The 23,001-nt window shown below is 68.3% G+C and carries 23 protein-coding genes; 15 read left to right on the top strand and 8 right to left on the bottom strand.

From position 1 onward, the window contains the following. Nucleotides 1-140 precede the first annotated feature (140 nt). From dusB to J2851_RS01490, 14 genes are all read left to right on the top strand, one after another. A complete protein-coding gene (dusB, locus tag J2851_RS01555; RefSeq protein WP_209762823.1) occupies nucleotides 141-1,127 on the top strand; it encodes a tRNA dihydrouridine synthase DusB in 987 nt (328 codons plus the stop codon). Beyond that, nucleotides 1,127-2,332, top strand: a complete 1,206-nt coding sequence (locus tag J2851_RS01550) for a two-component system sensor histidine kinase NtrB (protein ID WP_209762819.1) — start codon at nucleotides 1,127-1,129, stop codon at nucleotides 2,330-2,332. Before dusB ends, J2851_RS01550 begins: the two co-directional genes overlap by 1 nt. After that, the gene (gene ntrC / locus J2851_RS01545) at nucleotides 2,329-3,774 is read left to right on the top strand and encodes a nitrogen regulation protein NR(I) (protein ID WP_209762816.1); all 1,446 of its coding nucleotides are present in this window, start codon (nucleotides 2,329-2,331) and stop codon (nucleotides 3,772-3,774) included. The genes J2851_RS01550 and ntrC overlap by 4 nt, the downstream gene beginning before the upstream one ends. Before the next feature lie 211 nt (nucleotides 3,775-3,985). Then, a complete protein-coding gene (locus J2851_RS01540) occupies nucleotides 3,986-6,307 on the top strand; it encodes a sensor histidine kinase NtrY-like (protein ID WP_209762813.1) in 2,322 nt (773 codons plus the stop codon). Further along, a complete protein-coding gene (gene ntrX / locus J2851_RS01535) occupies nucleotides 6,297-7,697 on the top strand; it encodes a nitrogen assimilation response regulator NtrX (RefSeq protein WP_209762810.1) in 1,401 nt (466 codons plus the stop codon). The genes J2851_RS01540 and ntrX overlap by 11 nt, the downstream gene beginning before the upstream one ends. Before the next feature lie 86 nt (nucleotides 7,698-7,783). Beyond that, the gene (locus J2851_RS01530; RefSeq protein ID WP_307419161.1) at nucleotides 7,784-8,026 is read left to right on the top strand and encodes a type II toxin-antitoxin system Phd/YefM family antitoxin; all 243 of its coding nucleotides are present in this window, start codon (nucleotides 7,784-7,786) and stop codon (nucleotides 8,024-8,026) included. After that, entirely contained in the window at nucleotides 8,023-8,433 is a 411-nt protein-coding gene (locus J2851_RS01525) for a type II toxin-antitoxin system VapC family toxin (RefSeq protein WP_307419159.1), read from the top strand. Before J2851_RS01530 ends, J2851_RS01525 begins: the two co-directional genes overlap by 4 nt. A gap of 148 nt (nucleotides 8,434-8,581) precedes the next feature. After that, nucleotides 8,582-9,445 carry a D-amino-acid transaminase gene (locus tag J2851_RS01520; protein WP_209762804.1) on the top strand — a complete coding sequence of 288 codons (864 nt, stop codon included), beginning with the start codon at nucleotides 8,582-8,584 and terminating at the stop codon, nucleotides 9,443-9,445. Further along, nucleotides 9,442-10,140, top strand: coding sequence for an HAD family hydrolase (locus J2851_RS01515; protein ID WP_209762801.1), 699 nt, complete (start codon nucleotides 9,442-9,444; stop codon nucleotides 10,138-10,140). Before J2851_RS01520 ends, J2851_RS01515 begins: the two co-directional genes overlap by 4 nt. Nucleotides 10,141-10,235: 95 nt before the next feature. Then, nucleotides 10,236-10,484 (top strand): RNA chaperone Hfq, encoded by a 249-nt coding sequence (hfq, locus tag J2851_RS01510; protein WP_012974114.1) that lies wholly within the window; start codon nucleotides 10,236-10,238, stop codon nucleotides 10,482-10,484. Between the two features lie 52 nt (nucleotides 10,485-10,536). Then, on the top strand, nucleotides 10,537-11,796 hold the full coding sequence (hflX, locus tag J2851_RS01505; protein ID WP_209763695.1) for a GTPase HflX: 1,260 nt from the start codon (nucleotides 10,537-10,539) through the stop codon (nucleotides 11,794-11,796). A 171-nt stretch (nucleotides 11,797-11,967) separates the two neighbouring features. Further along, on the top strand, nucleotides 11,968-12,252 hold the full coding sequence (locus J2851_RS01500) for a hypothetical protein (RefSeq protein ID WP_209762799.1): 285 nt from the start codon (nucleotides 11,968-11,970) through the stop codon (nucleotides 12,250-12,252). Nucleotides 12,253-12,360: 108 nt separating this feature from the next. Next, the gene (locus J2851_RS01495; protein WP_307419156.1) at nucleotides 12,361-12,882 is read left to right on the top strand and encodes a hypothetical protein; all 522 of its coding nucleotides are present in this window, start codon (nucleotides 12,361-12,363) and stop codon (nucleotides 12,880-12,882) included. 47 nt (nucleotides 12,883-12,929) lie between these two features. After that, nucleotides 12,930-13,718 (top strand): inositol monophosphatase family protein, encoded by a 789-nt coding sequence (locus J2851_RS01490; RefSeq protein WP_307419154.1) that lies wholly within the window; start codon nucleotides 12,930-12,932, stop codon nucleotides 13,716-13,718. Between the two features lie 31 nt (nucleotides 13,719-13,749). Here J2851_RS01490 and mazG read toward each other — a convergent pair whose 3' ends face one another. From mazG to hyfB, 8 genes are all read right to left on the bottom strand, one after another. Continuing rightward, nucleotides 13,750-14,553, bottom strand: a complete 804-nt coding sequence (gene mazG / locus J2851_RS01485) for a nucleoside triphosphate pyrophosphohydrolase (RefSeq protein WP_209762793.1) — start codon at nucleotides 14,551-14,553, stop codon at nucleotides 13,750-13,752. 114 nt (nucleotides 14,554-14,667) lie between these two features. Further along, the gene (locus J2851_RS01480; RefSeq protein ID WP_209762791.1) at nucleotides 14,668-15,000 is read right to left on the bottom strand and encodes a hypothetical protein; all 333 of its coding nucleotides are present in this window, start codon (nucleotides 14,998-15,000) and stop codon (nucleotides 14,668-14,670) included. Between the two features lie 148 nt (nucleotides 15,001-15,148). After that, on the bottom strand, nucleotides 15,149-15,670 hold the full coding sequence (locus tag J2851_RS01475) for an NADH-quinone oxidoreductase subunit B family protein (protein ID WP_209762789.1): 522 nt from the start codon (nucleotides 15,668-15,670) through the stop codon (nucleotides 15,149-15,151). A gap of 9 nt (nucleotides 15,671-15,679) precedes the next feature. Next, nucleotides 15,680-17,239 (bottom strand): hydrogenase large subunit, encoded by a 1,560-nt coding sequence (locus tag J2851_RS01470; protein ID WP_209762787.1) that lies wholly within the window; start codon nucleotides 17,237-17,239, stop codon nucleotides 15,680-15,682. Nucleotides 17,240-17,249: 10 nt separating this feature from the next. Next, on the bottom strand, nucleotides 17,250-18,683 hold the full coding sequence (locus J2851_RS01465; protein WP_209762785.1) for a hydrogenase 4 subunit F: 1,434 nt from the start codon (nucleotides 18,681-18,683) through the stop codon (nucleotides 17,250-17,252). Further along, entirely contained in the window at nucleotides 18,683-19,345 is a 663-nt protein-coding gene (locus J2851_RS01460; RefSeq protein ID WP_209762782.1) for a hydrogenase-4 component E, read from the bottom strand. The genes J2851_RS01465 and J2851_RS01460 overlap by 1 nt, the downstream gene beginning before the upstream one ends. A 148-nt stretch (nucleotides 19,346-19,493) precedes the next feature. Then, nucleotides 19,494-20,450, bottom strand: coding sequence for a respiratory chain complex I subunit 1 family protein (locus J2851_RS01455; protein ID WP_209762779.1), 957 nt, complete (start codon nucleotides 20,448-20,450; stop codon nucleotides 19,494-19,496). After that, nucleotides 20,447-22,471: a hydrogenase 4 subunit B gene (gene hyfB, locus J2851_RS01450; RefSeq protein WP_246500344.1), complete on the bottom strand. Its 2,025-nt coding sequence runs from the start codon at nucleotides 22,469-22,471 to the stop codon at nucleotides 20,447-20,449. The genes J2851_RS01455 and hyfB overlap by 4 nt, the downstream gene beginning before the upstream one ends. On the opposite strand from hyfB, the gene J2851_RS01445 reads away from it, so the two are divergent. Next, entirely contained in the window at nucleotides 22,431-22,871 is a 441-nt protein-coding gene (locus tag J2851_RS01445; RefSeq protein WP_209762776.1) for a hypothetical protein, read from the top strand. The genes hyfB and J2851_RS01445 overlap by 41 nt on opposite strands. Nucleotides 22,872-23,001: the final 130 nt, after the last annotated feature.

The raw sequence follows: 23,001 nt of genomic DNA, 5'->3' as shown, positions 1-23,001 counted from the left end.
CGCCCTCGGGGCTCATACGGGCGCATGGCAGCCACGGCGGCGGCACGACCGCTGGACGCTTGCGGCATGCCAAATCGCTGTGCTAGCGTGCACAAAATCTCATCATATCGACAATGTGCCCATCTCGTGGGCAGGTGCAAATGACCATTCAGATCGGCTCCATCACGCTTGAGGGTCCGGTGATCCTCGCCCCTATGTCCGGCGTGACGGATCTTCCCTTCCGTCGGCTCGTCAAGCGGGCCGGCTGCGGCCTCGTCGTGTCCGAGATGGTCGCCAGCCAGGCGATGATCCGCGAGAACCGGCAGACCCTGCGCATGGTGGAATGCGAGCCGGAGCAGTTCCCCATGGCCGTCCAGCTCGCCGGCTGCGAGCCGGAGGTGATGGCGGAGGCGGCCAAGCTGAACGAGGACCGCGGCGCCGCGATCGTCGACATCAACTTCGGCTGCCCGGTGAAGAAGGTGGTGAACGGCCACGCCGGCTCCTCCCTGATGCGGGACGAGGCGCTCGCCGCGCGGATCCTGGAGGCGACGGTCAAGGCCGTCTCAATCCCCGTGACGCTGAAGATGCGCAAGGGCTGGGACGAGGGCAGCTTGAATGCGCCGCGTCTCGCCCGCATCGCCGAGGACTGCGGGATCAGGATGGTCACCGTGCACGGGCGCACCCGCAACCAGTTCTACAACGGCACCGCCGACTGGGCCTTCATCCGCAAGGTGAAGGAGGCCGTGTCGATCCCGGTGGTCGTCAACGGCGACATCGCCAGCTTCGACGATGTGGACCGGGCGCTTGCCGAATCCGGCGCCGATGGCGTGATGATCGGCCGCGGCAGCTACGGGCGCCCCTGGTTCCCCGCCCAGGTCATGCATTATCTGCGCACCGGGGAGCGCCAGCCCGATCCGCCGCTGTCCCAGCAGCTCGACACGCTGCTGGAGCATTACGACGCCATGCTGGAGCACTACGGCGTGGAGGGCGGCCTGCGCGTCGCCCGCAAGCATGTGTCCTGGTATTCCACGGGCCTGCGCGGGTCCAACGAATTCCGGTCCGAGGTCAACCGCATGTCCAACCCCGAGGCGGTGCGCGGCTTCATCCGCGATTTCTACGCCCCGGCGATTGAAAGGATGGCCGCCTGATGGCCCGCAGTTCCGCCGCAACGCCGCTTCCCCGCCGTACGCCGCGCAGCCAGGCGCCGTCTTTTTCGGCAACGGCCCGGCCCGGTCGCGGCATCGACCCGTCGGTGGTCGTGAACGCGCTGCCCGATCCGGTCCTCGTCGTCGACGGGGCGGGCGACATCCGCTGCGTGAACCTGGAGGCGCAGGAGTTCTTCGACCTGTCGGCCGCCATGATGGAAGGCATGCCGCTGGCCGACCTGCTGCCGGCCGACAGCCCGGTGATGGGGCTGATCGAGCAGGTGCAGCAGGGGCGCCGCCGCGTCTCGCAGGAAGGCGTCACCATCGACACGCCGCGCATCGGCCCGCACCACGTCACCGTCCGCGTGACCGCGCTCGGCGATCCCACCGACCATGTGCTGGTGACCATCAACGAGCGCACGCTGGCGCGGAAGATCGACAACTCCCTGACCCACCGCAACGCCGCGCGCTCCGTGACGGCCATGGCGTCGATGCTGGCGCACGAGGTGAAGAACCCGCTGTCGGGCATCCGCGGCGCCGCGCAGCTGCTGGAGGAGAATTGCAGCGAGTCCGACCGCGTGCTGACCCGCCTGATCTGCGACGAGGCGGACCGCATCGTGGCGCTGGTCAACCGGATGGAGGTCTTCTCCGACCAGCGGCCGCTGGAACGCGACGCGGTGAACATCCACACCGTGCTGGAGCATGTGCGCAAGGTGGCGCAGAGCGGCTTCGCGCGGAACATCCGCTTCATCGAGCGCTATGACCCGTCGCTGCCGCCGGTCTATGGCAACCGCGACCAGCTCATCCAGATTTTTCTGAACCTGATTAAAAATGCGGCAGAAGCTGCACCGGATCCGGGCGGTGAGATCATCCTCAGCACATCTTATCAGCACGGCGTCCGCATGGCCCTTCCGGGCGGCGACACGCGCCTGCACCTGCCGCTGCTGGTGTCCGTTCAGGATAATGGGGATGGCATACCCGAGGATTTGCGGTCCAACCTGTTCGACCCCTTTGTAACCACGAAGGTGAACGGGACTGGCCTCGGTCTTGCATTGGTAGCCAAAATCGTCGGCGATCACGGGGGCGTCATCGAGTTTGACAGCCAGCCGCGCCGAACCGTCTTCAAGGTCTCGCTACCCATGTACGATGAATCGCAGATTTCCGGCGATCCCGCTCCGGTCCGAGGCGTCCGGGGAGCCCGCGGATGAGTGCCGCGACCATCCTCGTCGCGGATGACGACCGCGCCATCCGTACCGTTCTCACGCAGGCCCTTGCCCGCCTCGGCCACGAGGTGCGCACCACCGGCAACGCCTCCACGCTGTGGCGCTGGGTGGCGGACGGGCAGGGCGACCTGATCATCACCGACGTGGTGATGCCGGACGAAAACGGGCTCGACCTGATCCCACGGATCAAGAAGATCCGGCCGGACCTGCGGGTCATCGTCATGAGCGCGCAGAACACGCTGATCACCGCCGTCAAGGCGGCGGAGCGCGGGGCGTTCGAATACCTGCCCAAGCCCTTCGACCTGAAGGAGCTGGTGTCGGTCGTCGAGCGCGCGCTGAACTCCAATACGCCGCCGGCGGCCCTGCCGGCCGACGCGGGGGAATCGGACGAGCAGCTGCCGCTGATCGGCCGCTCGCCGGCCATGCAGGAGATCTACCGCGTCCTTGCCCGTTTGATGGGCACCGACCTGACCGTGACCATCACCGGCGAGTCCGGCACCGGCAAGGAGCTGGTGGCGCGCGCGCTGCACGACTACGGCAAGCGGCGCAACGGCCCCTTCGTCGCCATCAACATGGCCGCGATCCCGCGCGAGCTGATCGAATCCGAGCTGTTCGGGCATGAAAAGGGCGCCTTCACCGGCGCCACCAACCGCTCGACCGGCCGGTTCGAGCAGGCGCAGGGCGGCACGCTGTTCCTGGACGAGATCGGCGACATGCCGCTGGAGGCGCAGACGCGCCTGCTGCGCGTGCTCCAGGAAGGGGAGTACACCACGGTCGGCGGGCGTACGCCCATCAAGACGGACGTACGCATCGTCGCGGCCACGCACCGCGACCTGCGTACGCTGATCCGCCAGGGCCTGTTCCGCGAGGACCTGTTCTACCGCCTGTGCGTCGTGCCGATCCGCCTGCCGCCGCTGCGCGAGCGTACGGAGGACGTGCCGCTGCTGGTCCGCCACTTCCTGAACCAGTGCTCCGCCCAGGGCCTGCCGGTGAAGAGCATCGACCAGCCCGCCATGGACCGGCTGAAGCGGTACCGCTGGCCGGGCAACGTGCGCGAGCTGGAAAACCTCGTCCGCCGCCTCGCCGCCCTGTACTCGCAGGAGGTCATCAGCCTCGACGTCATCGAGGCCGAACTGGCCGACGCCACACCCGCCGCCCAGCCGGTGGAGGAACCGCAGGGGGAGGGCCTGTCGTCGGCTGTCGAACGGCACCTGAAGGACTATTTCGCCGCCCACAAGGACGGGATGCCGTCGAACGGCCTCTACGACCGCGTGCTGCGCGAGGTGGAACGCCCGCTGATCTCGCTCAGCCTGTCGGCGACGCGGGGCAACCAGATCAAGGCGGCGCAGCTGCTCGGCCTCAACCGCAACACGCTGCGCAAGAAGATCCGCGACCTCGACATCCAGGTGGTCCGCGGACTGAAGTGAGCCACGCCGCGGCGGCGGGGCATCACCGCCGCCGCGGCGTTACGGCCGTCCCACAGCGTGCCCTTTTTGTGACACGGTCCTCCCGCTGCCAACGGTGACGCGGGGTCCCGGCGGGCTCCCGAAGGCCTATCCGAAAGGCCAAGGGGCTTGCGGCTTGGCAGCCCGGCAACAGATGGTGTATCATTCCGGCAACAATACAGCTGCCGGATTCATGTCTTTCACAACTTCCGAGAATGCCACGGCCTTGTGGCAGCAATTCCTCCGCTGGGCGGCCCGCGTCGGGCTGGCCAAGCGGCTGGCGGCCGCGCTGTCCATCGCCGCCCTTCTGGCGGGCTTTGCGACCTACACCGCGCTGACGGAGAGCGCCCCCTTCGGGGAGACCAACCCGCGCACGGTCACGCTTCTGCTGACTCTCGACCTCGCGCTGCTCCTCCTGCTCGGCGTGCTGATCGCGCGGCGCATCGTCACGCTGTGGATCGGGCGGCGGCGCGGCCTCGCCGGGTCGCAGCTGCACGTCCGGCTGGTGGCGGCCTTCAGCCTGCTGGCGGTGCTGCCGGCCATCATCATGGCGGCCTTCGCCACGGTGTTCTTCTACGTCGGCGTCCAGTCCTGGTTCAGCGACCGGGTGCGCACGGCGGTCAATGAGTCCCTGGCCGTCGCCAGCGCCTATCTGCACGAGCACCAGCAGAACATCCGCGCCGACGCGCTCGCCATGGCGAACGACCTGAACCAGGAGGCGGCGCGGCTGGTCAGCGACCCCGACCGGTTCGAGCAGGTGGTCGCCACCCAGGCAATGCTGCGCGCGCTGTCGGAGGCAATCGTCTTCAACGGGACCACCGGCTCCATCCTCGCCCGCTCCGGCTACACCTTCGCGCTGGAGTTCGACCCGATTCCCGACGACAAGCTCCAGACCGCGCGGCGCGGCGAGGTGGCGATGATCGTCAGCGAGAACGACGACCGCGTTCGCGCGCTGGTGAGGCTCGACCGCTTCGCCGACACCTACCTCTATGTCGGCCGCATGGTGGAGCCGCGCGTGCTGTCGCACATGACCGCGGCGGAGGGGGCGGTGAAGGAATACGCGGCGCTGGAAAGCCAGCGCGGCAGCCTTCAGATCACCTTCACGCTGATCTTCCTGGTCGTGGCGCTGCTGCTGCTGCTGGCCGCCGTGTGGGCCGGCCTGATCTTCGCGACGAAGCTCGCCCGCCCCATCAGCGCGCTGATCGGCGCGGCGGAACGGGTGCGCGCCGGCGACCTGACGGTGCGCGTGTCCGAACCGCCGGCCGAGGACGAGCTTGGCCTGCTGTCGCGCGCCTTCAACCGCATGACCACCGAGATCGAAAGCCAGCGGCACGAGCTTCTGTCCACCAACCGCCTGCTCGACGAGCGGCGCCGCTTCACCGAGGCGGTGCTGGGCGGCGTGTCGGCCGGCGTGATCGGGCTCGACGCCGAGGGGCGCATCAACCTGCCGAATTTCTCCGCCGCGCGCCTGCTGGGGGTGGAGGACGCGGAAACGCTGATCGGCCGCAAGCTGGCCGACCTGTCGCCGGAGATGGGCGAGCTTCTGCATCACGCGCCGGCGCGCGCCGGGCGGGTCGTGCAGGACCAGATCCAGATCCGCCGCCCGGGGACCACGCCGCTGACGCTGCTGGTCCGCATTTCGGCGGAAGGGCGCGGGGGCGGGGAGGTGCGCGGCTACGTCGTGACCTTCGACGACATCACCGAACTGGTCTCCGCGCAGCGCAAGGCGGCCTGGGCCGACGTGGCGCGCCGCATCGCGCACGAGATCAAGAACCCGCTGACGCCGATCCAGCTGTCCGCCGAGCGGCTGCGCCGCAAGTACCTGAAGGAGATCACCACCGACACGGAGGTCTTCACCATGTGCACGGACACCATCGTCCGGCAGGTGGACGACATCCGGCGCATGGTGGACGAGTTCTCCGCCTTCGCGCGCATGCCGCAGCCGGTGATGAAGCCCTGCAACATCAACGACCTGGTCCGGCAGGCCGTGTTCCTGCAATCGAGCGCGCACGCCGGCAAGATCAAGTTCGAGACGGCTTTGCCGCCCGGCCCGCTTTCCGTGCAGTGCGACAGCCGCCAGATCAGCCAAGCGCTGACCAACCTGTTGCAGAACGCCGCCGACGCCATCGAAGGGCGCACCGCCCCTGCCGACGGCACGGAGCTGCCGCCGGGCGCGGTGTCCATCCGCGTCACGGCGGGCGAGGAGCAGGTCACGCTGGTGGTCGAGGACAACGGCAAGGGCCTGCCGGCCGACGAGCGCGACCGGCTGACCGAGCCCTATGTGACCACGCGGGCCAAGGGCACCGGCCTGGGGCTCGCCATCGTCAAGAAGATCATGGAAGACCATGGCGGCGTGCTGACCCTGGAAGACCGCGACAGCGGCGGGTTGGGGGGCGGGGCCCGCGTCAGCCTGATCATCCCGAACACGACACCGGCCGAGGCCACCGTCCACGGCGGAAGCGACACGCCGGCGGAGACCGGCGGAGAGAAGAGGCACGCAGCCCATGGCGCATGACATTCTGATCGTCGACGACGAAACGGACATCCGGATGCTGATCGCCGGCATCCTGAACGACGAAGGCATGAAGACCCGCGAGGCCGGCGACGCCGATCAGGCGTTCGCGCAGGTCGCCGCCCGGCGCCCAAGCCTCGTGATCCTCGACATCTGGCTCCAGGGAAGCCGCCTCGACGGCTTGCAGATCCTGGAACAGCTGATGCGCGACCATCGGAATCTGCCGATCATCATGATCTCCGGCCACGGCAACATCGAAACGGCCGTGTCGGCGATCAAGATCGGGGCCTACGACTTCATCGAGAAGCCGTTCAAGGCCGACCGGCTGCTGCTGATGGTGGACCGCGCCATCGAGGCCGCCCGCCTGAAGCGCGAGAACGAGGAACTGAAGCTGCGCGCCGGCGGCGAGGTCGAGCTGATCGGCCGTTCCTCCGCCATCAACCAGGTGCGCCAGAGCATCGACCGCGTCTCGCCCACCGGCAGCCGCGTGCTGATCACCGGCCCCGCCGGCTCCGGCAAGGAGGTGGTGGCGCGGCTGATCCACGCCCGCTCCCGCCGCAACGGCGGCCCCTTCGTCGGGTTGAACTGCGCCACCATGCGCCCCGACCGGCTGGAGATGGAGCTGTTCGGGACCGAGGCCGGGGTGGACGGCACCGGGCGCAAGATCGGCACCTTCGAGCAGGCCCATTCCGGCACGCTGCTGCTGGACGAGGTCGCCGACATGCCGCTGGAAACCCAGGGCAAGATCGTCCGCGCGCTCCAGGAGCAGGTGTTCGAACGCGTCGGCGGCGGCCACCGGGTCGAGGTGGACGTGCGCGTCATCGCCACCTCAAACCGCGACCTCCAGGCGGAGATCGAGCAAGGGCGCTTCCGCCAGGACCTGTTCTACCGCCTCGCGGTGGTGCCGATCCGCGTGCCCTCGCTGGCCGAACGGCGCGAGGACATCCCGCTGCTCGCCCGCCACTTCATGCAGCGGTCGGCCGAGGCCGCTGGCCTGCCGCCGCGCGAGTTCGGCGAGGACGCCATGGCCGCCCTCCAGGCCTACGACTGGCCGGGCAACGTGCGCCAGCTGCGCAACGTGGTCGACTGGCTGCTGATCATGGCCCAGGGCGACCCGAAGGAGGCGATCCGCGCCGACCAGCTGCCGCCGGAGATCGGCGCCATCACGCCCACGGTCCTGAAGTGGGACAAGGGCGGCGAGATCATGGGCCTGCCGCTCCGCGAGGCGCGCGAGGTGTTCGAGCGCGAATACCTACTGGCCCAGGTCACCCGCTTCGGCGGCAACATCTCCCGCACCGCCTCCTTCGTCGGCATGGAGCGCTCCGCCCTGCACCGCAAGCTGAAGTCGCTGGGCGTGCACGGCAACGAGAAGGGCAAGATGTTCGTGGAGTGATGCCTTGCTCGACGCCTCCGCAATGGTCATATTGAAATGACCATAGCGGTGAGGCGATTATGCCGGGGTCTGTCCTGACGGTCAGCGTGACCGAGTTCAAGGCGAAATGCCTTGCGTTGTTCGACGATCTGGAAGGCCGGAAGGTCTCGAAGATCGTCGTCACGCGCCATGGCCGGCCGGTTGCCGAGCTGAACGCACCGTCGTCTGAGTTGGCACCCATCCACGGGGCGCATCGGGGGTCCGTCCGGTTTCTGGACAGCGATGACGGGAGCGAACCGGTGTCCAGCGACGATGATTGGGACGCCGCGCACGGAATCCTGCACCGGTGAACCTGCTCCTCGACACCCATGCCATCCTGTGGCTGGACAGCGGAACCCCCATGACTCCCGAAGCCGTCGCGGCGATCGAGGTCGCGCGGCTGGAGGGCGGCGTTCTGGTGTCGCCGATCTCCGCGTGGGAAATTGGCTTGTTGGTTCGCAAGCGGCGCATCGCCCTCGACGTTGATCCCGTGGCTTGGTTCCAGCGGTTCCTCGGCATTCCCGGCGTCCGCTTGACGCCGCTGTCCGTCGAGGCCGCCGCGGGCTCATCCCTATTGCCGGAGCCGTTTCACGGCGACCCCGGGGACCGTATGATCACTGCCACGGCGCAGACTTTGAGCATTCCCCTGGTGACGCGCGACCGTGCGATCCGCGAGTTCGCCGCCTTGAACGGCACGCCGCGCATCATCGTCTGCTAGGCCCCGGAGTCGGCGCTGAGGTTCAAGGCAGCTTTCCCACCTTGGTCGGGGTCGCGCTTGGTGGTAGCCTCAGCGGTAAGTGTACGAAAATGCGGGCAAGCCTGCTTCGTTTTGGCTTCGAATTGACCTGAGATGGCTCGACCCTGACATGGCGCGATGGGCATACGTCAACGGCCGCTACCTGCCGCACGCGCAGGCGACGGTTCATGTGGAAGACCGTGGTTTCCAGTTCGCCGACGGCGTCTATGAGGTGGTGACCATCCTCGACGGTCGCTTCGCGGACCTGGACGGCCATATGGAGCGGCTGGGACGCAGCCTTGCCGAGCTGCGCATGGACTGGCCGGCGGCGCCGCGCGTGGTGGAGCGGATCCTGCGGGAACTGGCGCGGCGGAACGGGCTGGTGAACGGCTCCATCTACCTCCAGATCACCCGCGGCGTGGCGCCGCGCGACTTCAAGTTTCCGGCCAACGCCAAACCGACCCTGGTGATGACCGCCAAGCGCGTCGCGGCCTTCGCCAAGCCGGAGCAGCTGGAGCAGGGCGTGGCCGTGATCACGGTGCCCGACATCCGCTGGGGCCGGCGGGACATCAAGACGGTCGGGCTTCTGGCGCCGGTGCTGGCCAAGCAGCAGGCCGCCGAGTCGGGCGCCTACGAGGCGTGGCTGGTCGATTCCGACGGCACGGTGACGGAGGGAAGCTCCTCCAACGCCTGGATCGTGACGGGGGCCGGCACTCTGGTGACCCGCCCGCCGTCCCACGCGATCCTGAACGGAATCACGCGGCTGTCGCTGCTGCGGCTGGCCGCCGAGCGCGGCATTCCCGTCGAGGAACGGCCCTTCACGGTGGAGGAGGCGCTGTCGGCGCGGGAGGCCTTCGTGTCCTCGGCCGGCACTTTCGCGCTGCCGGTGACGCGGATCGACGGCCGTCCGGTGGGCGACGGCAAGCCCGGCGCGGTCACCATGGCGCTGCGCCAGGCCTATCTGGATTACGCGAAGGGGAGCACGGCGGCGTGAGCGGCGTGGCGGACATCCTGGACAGCCTTCCGGCCCTGCCGCGCGCGGTCCTGTACGACTGGGACAACACGCTGGTCGACAATTGGGGCACCGTGCGCGCCGCGCTGAACCACGCGCTGGTCACCTTCGGCCATGCCCCCTGGAGCGAGGCGGAGGCCCGGGAGCGAATCAAGCAGTCCATGCGCGACAGCTTCCCGCGCATCTTCGGGGAGCGCTGGACCGAGGCGCGCGACCAGTTCTACGCCTATTTCGAAGCCCACCACCTGGACCACCTGTGCCCGCTGCCCGGCGCGGAGTCGCTGCTGCGCGGCTTTGCAGAGCGTGGGATCTACCAGGCGGTGGTGTCGAACAAGACCGGCCGCTTCCTGCGGGCGGAGGCGGACAAGCTGGGGTGGACCGGCTTTTTCGGCCGTCTGGTCGGTGCCCAGGACGCGGAGTACGATAAACCGCACGTGGCGCCGGTGCGGATGGCGCTGCAACCGGCAGGCATCGAACCGGGGCCAGACGTCTGGTTTGTCGGCGATGCCGACATCGATATGGAATGTGCCCATGGCGCGGGAATGGTACCGGTGCTAATAGGATCGGGAGAGGGGAGCGGTTTCGGCCGTTTCCCGCCGACCCATCGGTACGACACATGCCATGCGCTGTGCGGCTTGGTGGTGCGCGGTGGTGACACCATATCGGTTGAACAGTAGTCGAGACGGTTGCAACGCACACCAAACCTTATCGCTGCGGGGAGCGGGCTCTCTAACAAAGGGCCCCAAAAACACTGAAGAAGGGGGCGACATAAATGTCTGAAAAAAGCCAAAACGTGCAGGACGTATTCCTCAATCACGTCCGCAAGAACAAGACTCCCGTGACCGTCTTTCTCGTGAACGGCGTTAAGCTTCAGGGGATCATCACCTGGTTCGACAATTTCTCGGTCCTGCTGCGGCGCGACGCGCATTCGCAGCTGGTCTACAAGCACGCGATCTCCACCGTGATGCCCGCGCATCCCATCCAACTCTTCGAGCCGCCCAAGGAAGGTGAAAGCGTCTGATCTTCCGACCAATGGCAACGGCCGGGCGCCCACCGCCTCCGGCCGCGCCATCGTGGTCCACCCCGTCCTCCGCAGCGAGACGGACGGGGCCTTGCGCCATCCCGAGTCCTGCCTGGACGAGGCGGTGGGCCTTGCGCTCGCCATCGATCTGGACGTCGTGCACGCCGAATGCGCGCGGGTGAATCGCCCGCAGCCCTCGATCCTGCTGGGATCGGGGACGGTGGAGCATCTGGCGCAGATCGTGGAGGAGCATGAGGCCACCCTCGTCATCCTGGACCACGCCCTCTCCCCCGTTCAGCAGCGCAACCTGGAAAAGGCGCTGAAGGCCAAGGTCATCGACCGCACCGGCCTGATCCTGGAGATCTTCGGCGCCCGCGCCCGCACGCGCGAAGGCATGCTTCAGGTCGAGCTGGCGTCCCTGACCTACCAGAAGTCGCGTCTGGTGCGGTCCTGGACCCACCTGGAACGGCAGCGCGGCGGTTTCGGCTTCCTGGGCGGCCCCGGCGAATCCCAGCTTGAGATGGACCGCCGCCTGATCGGCGACCGGATCGTCAAGATCAAGAAGGAGCTGGACGACGTCCGCCGCACCCGCGGCCTGCACCGCAAGGCGCGCGCCAAGGTGCCGTACCCGGTGGTGGCGCTGGTCGGCTACACCAACGCCGGCAAGTCCACACTGTTCAACCGGCTGGCCAACGCCGACGTCTTCGCCAAGGACCTGCTGTTCGCCACGCTCGACCCGACCATGCGGCAGGTGACACTGCCGTCGGGGCGCAAGGTGATCCTGTCGGACACCGTGGGCTTCATCTCCGACCTGCCGCACGGCCTCGTCGCTGCCTTCCGCGCCACGCTGGAGGAGGTGGACGCCGCCGACATCATCCTGCACGTCCGCGACATCGCCCACATCGACACCGACGCCCAGAAGGCCGACGTGCACGAGGTGATGCGGGATATGGGCATCGACCCGGACGAGGATGAGCGCGTCATCGAGGTGCTGAACAAGATCGACGCGCTCGACGCCGAGTCCCGCGAAGCGGTCCTGGCCCAGTCCCAGCGCAACCCGCGCGCCGTGGCCGTCTCCGCCCGCACGGGGGAGGGGATCGAGGCGCTCGACCGCCTGCTGGACGAGCGCATGAACGCGCACCGCCGCGTGGTGGACCTGTCCATCGACCTCGGCGACGGGGCGGCCCTGGCGTGGCTCTACGCCAAGGGCGAGGTGCTGGAGCGGCGCGACGACGACGCGCAGGCCCATCTGCACGTCGCCATCGATCCGGCGGATCTCGCCCGATTCGAGAAGCGCTTCACGGTCGAATGATCGTATACATATGACATTGGGCGACGGGCGCGGCATCTCGCCGCGCCCGGTCCGCCCTTCGTCAGGTCCCGAATGTCTTCACCGTCATAACTCGTAAGTAGTCTAGCGACTTTCGGGTGCGATCCCGACTTCTGGATGGGAGCAACGGCTTCCCCGGGAGGAGAACTGCCAATGCGATTGCAAACCGATCCGTATCGCTTTTCGATCACCGCCTTCATGGCGGACCAGGTGACCCTGGTCGCGCGCCAGGAACGGTTGTCGCCGGGTGCCGCGGTGCTGCGCATTCAGGAACTGTCGCGCGATCCCGCGGGGCGCGCGCATCTGCTGGAAATCATCAGCGAGGCCGCCCGGCACGAGACCAACCCGGTCGAATCCCGGAAGATCGCCGCAGTGCGGTCCGAACTGGCCGCCTGGGCGCCGTCGGCGACCTCCGACAATGGGCGCCCGCACGCCTGATCCTCCGCGTTTCCGGATCGGCATCGCAGGAATTGTTCATGGCGGTAATACGGGCGGGGCGCCATAATGGCGCGCCCGCCTGTTTCACGTTCCGACCGCCGGAGTCCCGTGCGTCTTCTCCTCGCCCTTCTGCCCGCGTTATGCCTGGTTGCCGCTGCCACAGCGGCGGCCGACCCGGCGCTTCCTCCGGGTTATGTCGAGGAGCCGGAGGTGGCGCCGGAGGATCCGCTCCCGCCGATGCCGGACGATTTCCCGCCGGCCCCGGTCGGCCCGGTGGTGACCGCGCCCGACGCCCGCGACCTGCTGAAGCAATGCAAGGAAGCGAGCTTCACCGACTGTTTCCGCCTGTGGCGCCCCCCGCCGCCCCCGCCGGAGGAGGAAACCAAGGAGGCGCGGCAGTCGCCGCTGCCCTTCGACGTGAAGATTCCGCCGCGCAAGCCGGACCCGGGTCCGCTCGTCGGACCGCCGCCGGTCCCGAATCCGGCGGCCGACCAGGCGACCTACGAGGCGCTGGTCAGGGCGCTGAAAGAAACGGGACTGGAAGGCAAGGTGTTGATCCCGGAGCCGCCGAAGGACGGCAGCACCATCCTCGAACTCGATCCGAAACAGAAAACGGCGCCGAAAAAGTGACGACCCAACCGAATCCGGGCCCGGTCCCGGAGTTTGCAATACCGGATGTGGACCGCGTCTCCGCCCTGATCCGCGACGTGGCCGAAACCGAGATCCTTCCCTATTTCCGCGACCTTGCCAACGCCGGCATCCGCGAGAAGACCGGCCCGGCCGATCTGGTGACGCTGGCCGACGAAGCGGCGGAGCGCGCGCTGACGCCGCGCCTGATGGACCTGCTGCCGGGCAGCACCGTGGTCGGGGAGGAAGCGGTCTCCGCCGACAAGTCGCTGCTGGACCGGCTGCATGGCGACGCGCCGGTGTGGATCATCGATCCGATCGACGGGACGATCAATTTCGCCAACGGCCGCCCGCTGTTTGCGGTGATCGTCGCGCTCGCCCGCGCCGGGGAGACGCTGGCCGGCTGGATCTACGACCCGTGCGACGGCCGGCTGGCCACCGCGGTGAAAGGGCAGGGCGCGTTCCTGAACGGCAAGCGCGTGCAGGTCGCGCCGGCCGTCCCGCTGCCGGAGATGGTCGGGGCGTTGTCCACGCGCTTCTGCGAGGAGTCCCTGGGACGGCAGTTGGACGAGCGCGGCAGGGCGCTCGGCCCGCGCGCCTGCCTGTCCAGCGCCGCGCAGGAGTATCTGCGGCTGCTGGAGGGCAGGGCGCATTACTCGCTCTACCACCGCCTGATGCCGTGGGACCACGCCGCCGGGGTGCTCCTGCACGCGGAAGCCGGCGGCTACAGCGCGTTGTTCGACGGCGCGCCCTACCGGCCGACCGTGCTGGGCGGCGGGGTCATGATGGCCCCCGACCGCGACAGCTGGCAGGCGCTGCACCGGCACCTGTTCGGGTAACGGGCCCCGCGGGTCAGGCGGGAGGGCCGGCTTACGACCGCTCCTCGCGCTTGGCCTGCTGCCAGAGGGCTTCCATCTCGTCGAGCGTCGCGTCCTGGGGCTTGCGGCCTTGATCGGCCAGCAGCGCCTCGATGCGGTGGAAGCGGCGCTCGAACTTGGCGTTGGTGCCGCGAAGCGCCGATTCCGGCTCCACCTTCAGGCGGCGGGCGAGGTTGACCAGCGCGAACAGCAGGTCGCCCAGCTCGTCGGCCACGCGCTCCTGGGCGCTGCCCGCGTCCATCTCGGCGCGCAGTTCCTGGACCTCCTCCTCGATCTTGTCGAGGATGTCGCGGGCGTCGGTCCAGTCGAAGCCGACGCGGGCGGCGCGGTTCTGAAGCTTCAGCGCACGGGTCAGGGCGGGCAGGCCGGCGATGACGCCTTCCAGCGCGGACGGAACGCGGCCTTCCTCGGCGGCCTTGGCGGCGCGCTCCGCGGCCTTGTGCTCCTCCCAGCGGGAGGTCTGCAGGTCGGCGGTGTTTACCTCGTCGGCGCCGAAGACGTGCGGGTGGCGGCGGATCATCTTGTCGGCGATGACGCCCGCGACCTCCTCGAAGTCGAAGAGGCCTTCCTCGCGCGCCATCTGGCTGTAATAGACGACCTGGAACAGCAGGTCGCCCAACTCTTCGCGGAGCGCGGCCTTGTCGTTCTTTTCGATGGCGTCGGCGACTTCATACGCTTCTTCGATCGTGTGGGGCGCGATCGTCGCATAGGTCTGTTCCAGGTCCCACGGACAGCCGCCGTTGGGATCGCGCAGGCGGGCCATGATGTCGAGAAGACGGTCGATGTTGCGGGCCATGGGCTCTCGTCTGGGGCGGAGAAAAGGAAATGGAGTCCGGGCGACCTTATCCGACCCGGAAGGCGGATAAAAGCCAAGCCACCCTGCTGGAGCCAATAAATCCTATAAGCGGTATTATGGAAAGTTTTGGGCGGACTGCGTGCGGGGAGGGCGCGTGGCCGTCTTCGCCCGTTTCTCCGCTTCCGCCTGGATGACCGCCGGTCCGGGATCGTCGAGCAGCTGAGCGTTCGGCGGGCGGGCTTTGCGCCGCTGTGGCGGGACCACGCTGCCGACCGGGATGACTTCGTCGTGGGTGCGCGCGAAGACGTTGCCGCATTGCCCGTTCCTGTGGGCGTCCGCGATTTCCTGGTCGCTGAGCAGCGAGCAATCGACCGTCTTCACCGCACAGGCCGATGACGCCAGAAGTGCGATCAACGGCAGCACGCGCTTCAGCGCTTTCGCCTCCATGCTCCAACGCTCCGATGGCAAGGCAACGGCTTTCACCGTAGCCTATACAGCCTCCGGCGCAACACTGTTCCGGCGGTAAGCCGGCCTGTCGCCGGGCCGTCGGCGGTAGCCCATCCACCCGCGGGAACCAGGCGCGCCAGCCGAAAATTCAGCGAGTGTCGCTGGTTTCCAGCAAAGCCAACAGGCCGGCCAGCAGCTCCGCCGGCCGTGGCGGACAGCCGGGAATGTGCAGATCCACCGGCAAGACCTCGTTGACCGGGCCGATGCAGGCGTATCCACCCCGGAACAGCCCGCCGTCCACCGCGCAGTCACCGCAGGCGACGACCCACTTGGGGTCCGGCGTCGCGTCCCAGCTGCGGACCAGCGCCTCGCGCATGTTCCGGGTGACCGGGCCGGTGACCAGCAGCACGTCGGCGTGGCGTGGCGACGCGACGAAGCGGATGCCGAACCGCTCCAGGTCGTAGATCGGGTTGTTCAGCGCGTGGATTTCCAGCTCACAGCCGTTGCAGGAGCCCGCGTCGACCTCGCGGATCGACAGGCTGCGCCCCAGCCGCGCCTTGGCCGCCTTCTCCAGCTTGCCGGCCAGTTCGGCCAGCGCCGGATCGGCTGGGGCCGGGCCGGCCTCGGTGACCGGGCCGCCCGTCAAGGACTTGAGGATATGCTTGAACACCGCTCCCCCTTACAGGTCATGCCCCGCGTAGGAACAGTTGAAGGACTTGTTGCACAGCGGAAAGTCCGCGACGATGTTGCCCTCGATGGCGGCCTCCAGCAGTGGCCACTGGAACCAGGACGGGTCGCGCGGGTGGCAGCGCCCAACGGTTCCATCCGCCTCGATCCGCACCCAGGTCAGAATCTCACCGCGGAAGGATTCGACGAGGGACATGCCTTCGCGGGCCCCCTGCCCTGCCGCAAGCGGCACCAGAGGCAACGGAGTCGTGCCGTCCAGGCCGCGCGGCAGGCCCGGCATCCGCTTTGCGATCTGCTCGATCAACGCGATCGACTGCTCCACCTCGCGAATGCGGATCCAGACACGGGCGTTGACGTCGCCCTCCGTGAGGACCGGCACCTCGAACTCCAGGTCGTCATATGGCGCGTAGCCGGGGTTGCGGCGCGCGTCCAGCCCGCGGCCGGAGGCGCGCCCGACCGGGCCGCCTGCGCCGAAACGGCTGACCAGCCCCGTGGCGACGACGCCGGTCCCCACGGTGCGGTCCTGCAAGGACGCCTTGCCGTCGTAGATGGTCACCAACGGCGGGAAGCGCCGGCGCAGCTCCGCGCAGAGGTCGAGCAGCAGGGCCGGTCCCCGTTCCGGCAAATCCGCCGCCACGCCGCCGGGCACCACGCGGTCCATCATCAGCCGGTGGCCGAAGCACAGGTCGGCCGCGCGCAGCACGGCTTCGCGCAGCTGGCTCATCTCCGCCAGCATGAAGGCGAAGGCGGCGTCGTTGCAAATGGCGCCGATGTCGCCCAGATGGTTGGCGACGCGCTCCAGCTCCGCCATCAGCGCGCGAAGCCAGACCGCGCGCGGCGGCACCCGGACGTCCAGCGCCGCCTCCACCGCGCGGGCGAAGGCCAGGCTGTGCGCGACCGTGCTGTCGCCGGAAATGCGGGCCGCCAGCCGGGCGGCCTCGGCGATGGGCTTGCCGCGCATCAGCCCCTCGACGCCGCGATGCACGTAGCCGAGCCGCTCCTCCAGCCGCACCACCGTTTCTCCGTTGGCGGTGAAGCGGAAATGCCCGGGCTCGATAATGCCCGCATGGACCGGCCCGACCGGGATCTGGTGCAGCCCCTCCCCCTCCACCGACAGGAAGGTGTAGGGGCCGGGATTCGGCGATGGCGCGCCCGGCCGGTCCGACAGCGGGCGACGCACGCCCCAGGCGTCGTGGTCCAGCCAGGGACGCGGGTCGGTCGTCCGCTCCGCGGTCAGGCCGTACAGGTCGTGGGCCGCGCGCTCCAGCCGGTTGGCGGAGGGTCGCACGGGGCTGAGGCTCGGGTAGCGCCCCTGCGGGCAGTCCAGGCTGACGACGGCGATGTCGCCGGACATGTCCTCGCGCAGCGCGGCGTAAACCTCCTTCGGCTCGCCCCACAGGCCCAGCAGGCTCCAGGCGCTGCCCTCCAACTCGGCGATCAGTTGAAGCCAGCCGTCGCGGGTCATGCGATACCGCGGCCACGGGCCGTGGTCCGCAACGGGCGCGCCGCCGATGCGGTTGAGCAGGCCAAACAGGGGTTGTTCTCCGTACACGTCGCCTCCCCTACCCCAGCAGCGCCGCGACGGTCTGGAACCAGGCGACCAGCGGCCCCGGCAGCCACAGCCCGGCGACGAGCACCAGGGCCAGATGCGCGAACAGCGGCACAAGCGATCCTTGGATGGGCGCATTCGCGCCGGAGGGCGTGCCGAAGCAAACCTGCTGAACCCGCAGCACGAGCGCGCCGAAGGCGACGAGAATCCCGATGGTCAGCGGCACGGCCAGCAGCGGCTCCCGCGCGAAGGTGCTGGTGACCAGCAGGAACTCGCTCATGAAGATGCCGAAGGGCGGCAGGCCGGCGATGGCGACCACCCCGGCCAGCAGGCCCCAGCCGAGCACCGGATGGCTGACCGTCAGCCCGGCGATCTTCTCGATCCGCTGCGTGCCCTTCACCTGCACGGCGTGGCCGACCGCGTAGAAGATGGCCGACTTGGTCAGGCTGTGCATGGCCATGTGCAGCAGCCCCGCGAAGTTGGCGAGCGGCCCGCCCATCCCGAACGCGAAGGTGATGATGCCCATATGCTCGATGGAGCTGTAGGCGAAGAATCGCTTGATGTCGCGCCGCCGGTACAGCATCAGCCCGGCCAGCAGCAGCGAGGCGAGCCCCATGGCGACCATCAGCGGCCCCGGCGCGATGGCGGCCCCGTTGGCGGCCAGCAGCATCTTGAAGCGCAGCACGGCGTAGAGCGCCACGTTCAGCAGCAGCCCCGACAGCACGGCGGAGATCGGCGTCGGCCCCTCCGCGTGGGCGTCGGGCAGCCAGGCGTGCAGCGGCGCCAGCCCGACCTTGGTGCCGTAGCCGACCAGCAGGAACACGAAGGCGAGGTTCAGGATGGCCGGGTTCACCTTGGCAACGTGGACCATCAGATCCGTCCAGGTCATCGCCGCCATGCCCGGCCCCATCACCGGCTGGGCGGCGAGGTACATCAGGATGGTGCCGAACAGGGCCAGCGCGATGCCGACGCCGCACAGGATGAAGTATTTCCACGCCGCCTCGATGCTGGCGGCGGTGCGGTACAGGCTGACCATCAGGACGGTGGTCAGCGTCGCCCCCTCCACCGCCACCCACATGACGCCCAGGTTGTTGGCGCTGAGCGCCAGCAGCATGGTGAACATGAAGGCCTGGTACATGGCGTGGTAGAAGCGCAGCTTCCCGGCGTCGAGCCTGCGGATCGCCACCTCGTGCCCGATGTAGCCGGCGGAGAAGACGCTGGTCGTCAGCCCGACGAAGGCGGTCAACGCGATCAGCGTAACGTTGAAGGCGTCCACCACGAACAGCGCGCCGCTGGACGGCTCCACCCCGAACTGGACGAGTGCCGCCACGAGCGTGATGGCGGAGAACAGGATGTTCAGCTTTGCGGCCAGCCGGTAATTCGGCACCAGCGCGAGGATGATCGCCGACAGCAGCGGGGTCGCGACGATGACGGTGATGGCGCCCATCAGTCGCTCTCCCCCCGGAAGCTCTCGATCTTCTGCATGTCGAGCGTGTCGAAGCGCTCGCGAATGTGGAAGAGGAAGATGCCGAAGATGATGAAGGCCACCATGACCGAGAAGGCGACGGACATCTCCACCACCAGCGGCATGCCGGCGACACCGACCGCGGCCAGGATCAGCCCGTTTTCGATGGACATGAAGCCCACCACCTGGCTGACCGCGTTGCGGCGCGAGATCATCATCAGCAGGCCGAGCAGGACCACCGACAGCGACAACGCCAGATTCTCGCGCGTGAGCGCCGTGGCGTCCTCCGTCACCGGCAGCACGAGCAGGATCGACAGCGTCACCAGTGACACGCCCGCCACCATAGTCAGCCCGATGCCCAGCGCCGGCTCGATCGTGCGCTGGATGTTCATCTTCAGGATGATCCGGTGCAGCGCGACCGGAATCACCACGGCCTTCAGCACCAGGGTCAGCAGCGCCGTAATGTAGAGGTGCGGCTCGTCGTGCGAAAAGGCCTGCCACGCCGCGGTGGCCGCGAGCGCCAGCGCTTGCATCGTGAAGACGTGCAGCAGGGAAAAGAGCCGGCGCTGGTAGAGCAAAGCGAAGCTCATCAGCAGCACCACGGCCCCCAGCATGTGCGCGGCATCGTAGCCGAGGTCGGTCATGACGTGCCCCCCAGCAGCGCTTTTTCCGTCATCCCCGCGAAGGCGGGGATCCAGGGCATTTCGAGGACGCGTCCGAACAGCCCTGGATCCCCGCCTTCGCGGGGATGACAGTGACGTTGCTTCCGGGACGAGGAGATGAATGCCCGCATCACACCCCCCGCGACACGTAGAGGAAGATCGCGCCGAGCAGGCTCAGCAGCAGCGCGCCGCCCAGGAACTCGCCGACGCGGAACACGCGCATCTTGGCGATGGAGGTCTCGAACAGGGCCAGCAGCGCGCCGCCGACGGCGAGCTTCAGTGCGAAGGCGGCCACGCCCCACAGCACGGCGAGCAGCCCACCCCCTGCCGTCGCCATGCCCCACGGCGCGAAGATGCAGGCGATCAGCGCCATGTAGAGCAGCAGCTTCAGCATGCTCGCTGCTTCGACCAGCGCCAGATGGCGGCCGGAATATTCCAGCACCATCGCCTCGTGCACCATGGTCAGTTCCAGGTGCGTCGCCGGGTTGTCGATGGGGATGCGGGCGTTCTCGGCGATCGCCACCATGACCAGCGCGATCAGCGCGAGCGCCAGCGAGATGCGCAGCCCCACCGCGCCGGACATCATGAAGTCGGCGATCTCCGCCAGCGAGGTGGTCCGCACCAGGATGGAGACGGAGAACACGATCATCAGCATGGCCGGTTCGGCGAGCGCCGCGATCATCATCTCCCGCGACGAGCCGATGCCGCCGAAACTCGTGCCCACGTCCATGCCGGCGAGCGCCAGGAAGAAGCGCGCGGATCCCAAGAGCGCGATCAGCGTGATCAGGTCGGCGGTCGGGGCCAGCGCCAGCTGGGTCGTGAAGCTCGGCACCAGCCCGGCGGCCAGCCAGATGGCCGTGAACATCAGGTAGGGCACGGCGCGGAACAGCCAGGAAGCGTTGCGGGCCAGCACCACCTCCTTCCGCAGCAGGCGGCGCAGGTCGCGGTAGGGCTGGAGCGGCGACGGCCCGCGCCGGCCGACCAGCCGCGCCTTCGCCAGCCGCACCCAGCCGGTCAGCAGCGGCGCCAAGGCCAGCACCAGCAGCATCTGCACGATCTGATAGAGGCTGGCGAGCAGGACCGTCATCGTTGCGTTACCGCCACCATCACGAGGAGAACGACCAGCGCCAGGAACATCAGCGTCAGGTAGCGGCGGATGGTCATGAACTGCAGCCGGTTCGCCCGCTCCGCCAGGCGGTCCACGGCCACGCCGACGGGCGTGAACAGCAGGGCCCAGGCCGGGTCGGTCCAGCGGACGGTCAGGCGCGCCGGGCGCGTGTCGCCGGGCTCCGGCATCTCCACCTCGTCGCGGGCGCGGAAGACCGTGCTGCCGAAGGCGCGCCGGATCGGCTGGCCGAAGCTGGAGGCGGTGTATTGCGTCACCGCCGCCGGATCCGGCCCATCGAAGCCGCAGCCCCAGGGAATCGACAGCCGCACCCGGTCGCTGGCGCGCCGGTGGATGACCAGCACCAGCAGGACCGACAGCAGCGCGATCACCGCCAGCATGATCAGCCCGTTGTAGGAATTGCCGATGGCCGAGGTCGGGGCGAGCCAGAACCAGGGTTGGTAGGCGCGGTCGTCGAAGGGGCCAGCCTCCACCATCAGCCGCACCGCGGGCTCGAACAGCCGGATCAGCGGCGTCGGCAGCACGCCGAGCGCGACGCAGAGCGCCGCCGGAACCGCCATGCCGAGCCGCATCCCCGCCCCGACCTCCGCCGCCTCACCCGCCGCGCGCGACCGCGGGCGGCCGAGGAAGGCGATGCCGTAGAATCGCACGAAGCAGGCGCCGGCGAGCGCGGTGGCGAGCGCCAGGGCGGCGCCGACCACGGCGATTTCGATCTTCAGCGACCATTCCGGCAGCGCCGGCCCGTTCAGGATCGCCTGGAACAGCAGCCATTCCCCGACGAAGCCGTTCAGCGGCGGCAGGGCGGAGATGGCGGCAGAGCCGATCAGCGCCAGCACGGCCGTGGTCGGCATCCGGTGGATCAGCCCGCCGAGCCGGCCCAGGTCCCGGCTGCCCGTCGCCGTCAGCACGGCGCCGGCGGTGAAGAACAGCAGGCTTTTGAACAGGGAATGGTTGGCCACGTGCAGCAGCCCGGCCGTGAGCGCGAGGGCGGCGATGACCGGCGTGTGGCTCGCCTTGAACACCAGCGCGAGGCCGAGCGCGATGACGATGGCGCCGATGTTCTCCACCGTCGAATAGGCCAGCAGCCGCTTCACGTCCTCCTGCATCAGAGCGTAGAGGACGCCCATCACCGCGGTCAGCGCGCCGAAGCCCAGCATCACCCCGCCCCACCACCAGGCGGGCTCGCCCAGCAGGTCGAACAGGACGCGGATCATGGCGTAGACCGCGACCTTGGTCATCACGCCGGACATCAGGGCGGACACGTGGCTGGGTGCTGCGGAATGCGCCAGCGGCAGCCAGACATGCAGCGGCACGAGGCCCGCCTTCGACCCAGCCCCCAGCAGCACCAGGACCACGCAGAACGCCGCGGCGGACACCGACGGCGCTTGGGCGCGGATCGCGTCGAAGCTGTAGTCCCCATGCGCGGTCGCCAGAAGCCCGAAGGCCAGCAGCAGGCAGGCGGTCCCGAAGCTCGCCATGATCAGGTAGAGGCGCGCGGCGCGCGGCGTCCCCTCCTCCCGGTGGGTCGACAGGACCAGCAGCCAGGAGGCCAGCGACATGAACTCCCACGACACCAGGAAGGCGAAGGCGTCGTCGGCGATCAGCACCATGTTCATCGCCGCCAGGAACAAGGGGAACAGCGGCAGGACCGGTCCCGCGTGCGAGTCGCGGTGCGCGCGCTCGTACCCCCAACCGAACAGGCTGGCGGTGATGCCGCCGAAATTGACGATCAGCAGGAAGAAGGCGGACAGCGCGTCCGCGCGCAGGTGCGTCCCGATCCACGGCAGGCCGATGGGGAGCACCCAACCCTCCGCCACACCGCCACCGCCTGCCAGGGTCGCCGCGGCCCACAGCACGACGATCGCGCAGGCGGCGGCCGATCCGCCGTAGACGATCGTTGGCACCGACGGCAAGCGCCGTGCCGCGACCCCGGTGGCCGCCATGACGAACAGGAAGGCGATTGCCGAAACGACAAAGCCCAAGGGAGAGATTCCGGCTGAAGTAGACCCACAACAAGTAAGGATGTTTCTCCCAACCAACGCAAGGGGAAAAACCCTGTCCGTCGCACGTGCCGCCGGCCGGTGGGCAATGCGCAACAGTCGCGCAGAAAAATGGCGGCATGCCGGTGCGGCAGCCGCCAAAGTCGGTTCGGGAGGAAACGCAACCAAGTTGCTGATGACCACCCTATCAACGGGGCCTGAATTATTGGTTAACGTGTTAACCGAATATCTTCACTATGCTGGATCTTGCTTACGGAGCATTTTAGGCAAAGAAAAAGCGGCTCAGCCGCAGATGCAGCGAGCCGCTGGAAGTTTGGTTCGGGAGGAAACGCAACCAAGTTGCAAGACGATGTATAGGGCTGACATGGTTAACGACGGGTAAATGCCGGGGCCTTTTTCTTCCCTTATACTTTTTTGCAAAACATACCGCTTTATCGTGAAAAGGCGAGGTATGCTCCGCGGCGGCGCCTTGCGCCGGACTTCGGCACCTATCAGCCGGGCCGCGTCCGCAT

Source organism: Azospirillum rugosum, from assembly GCF_017876155.1.
In the GTDB taxonomy this organism is placed as follows: domain Bacteria; phylum Pseudomonadota; class Alphaproteobacteria; order Azospirillales; family Azospirillaceae; genus Azospirillum; species Azospirillum rugosum.
This window is presented reverse-complemented; position numbering and strand designations above follow the sequence as displayed.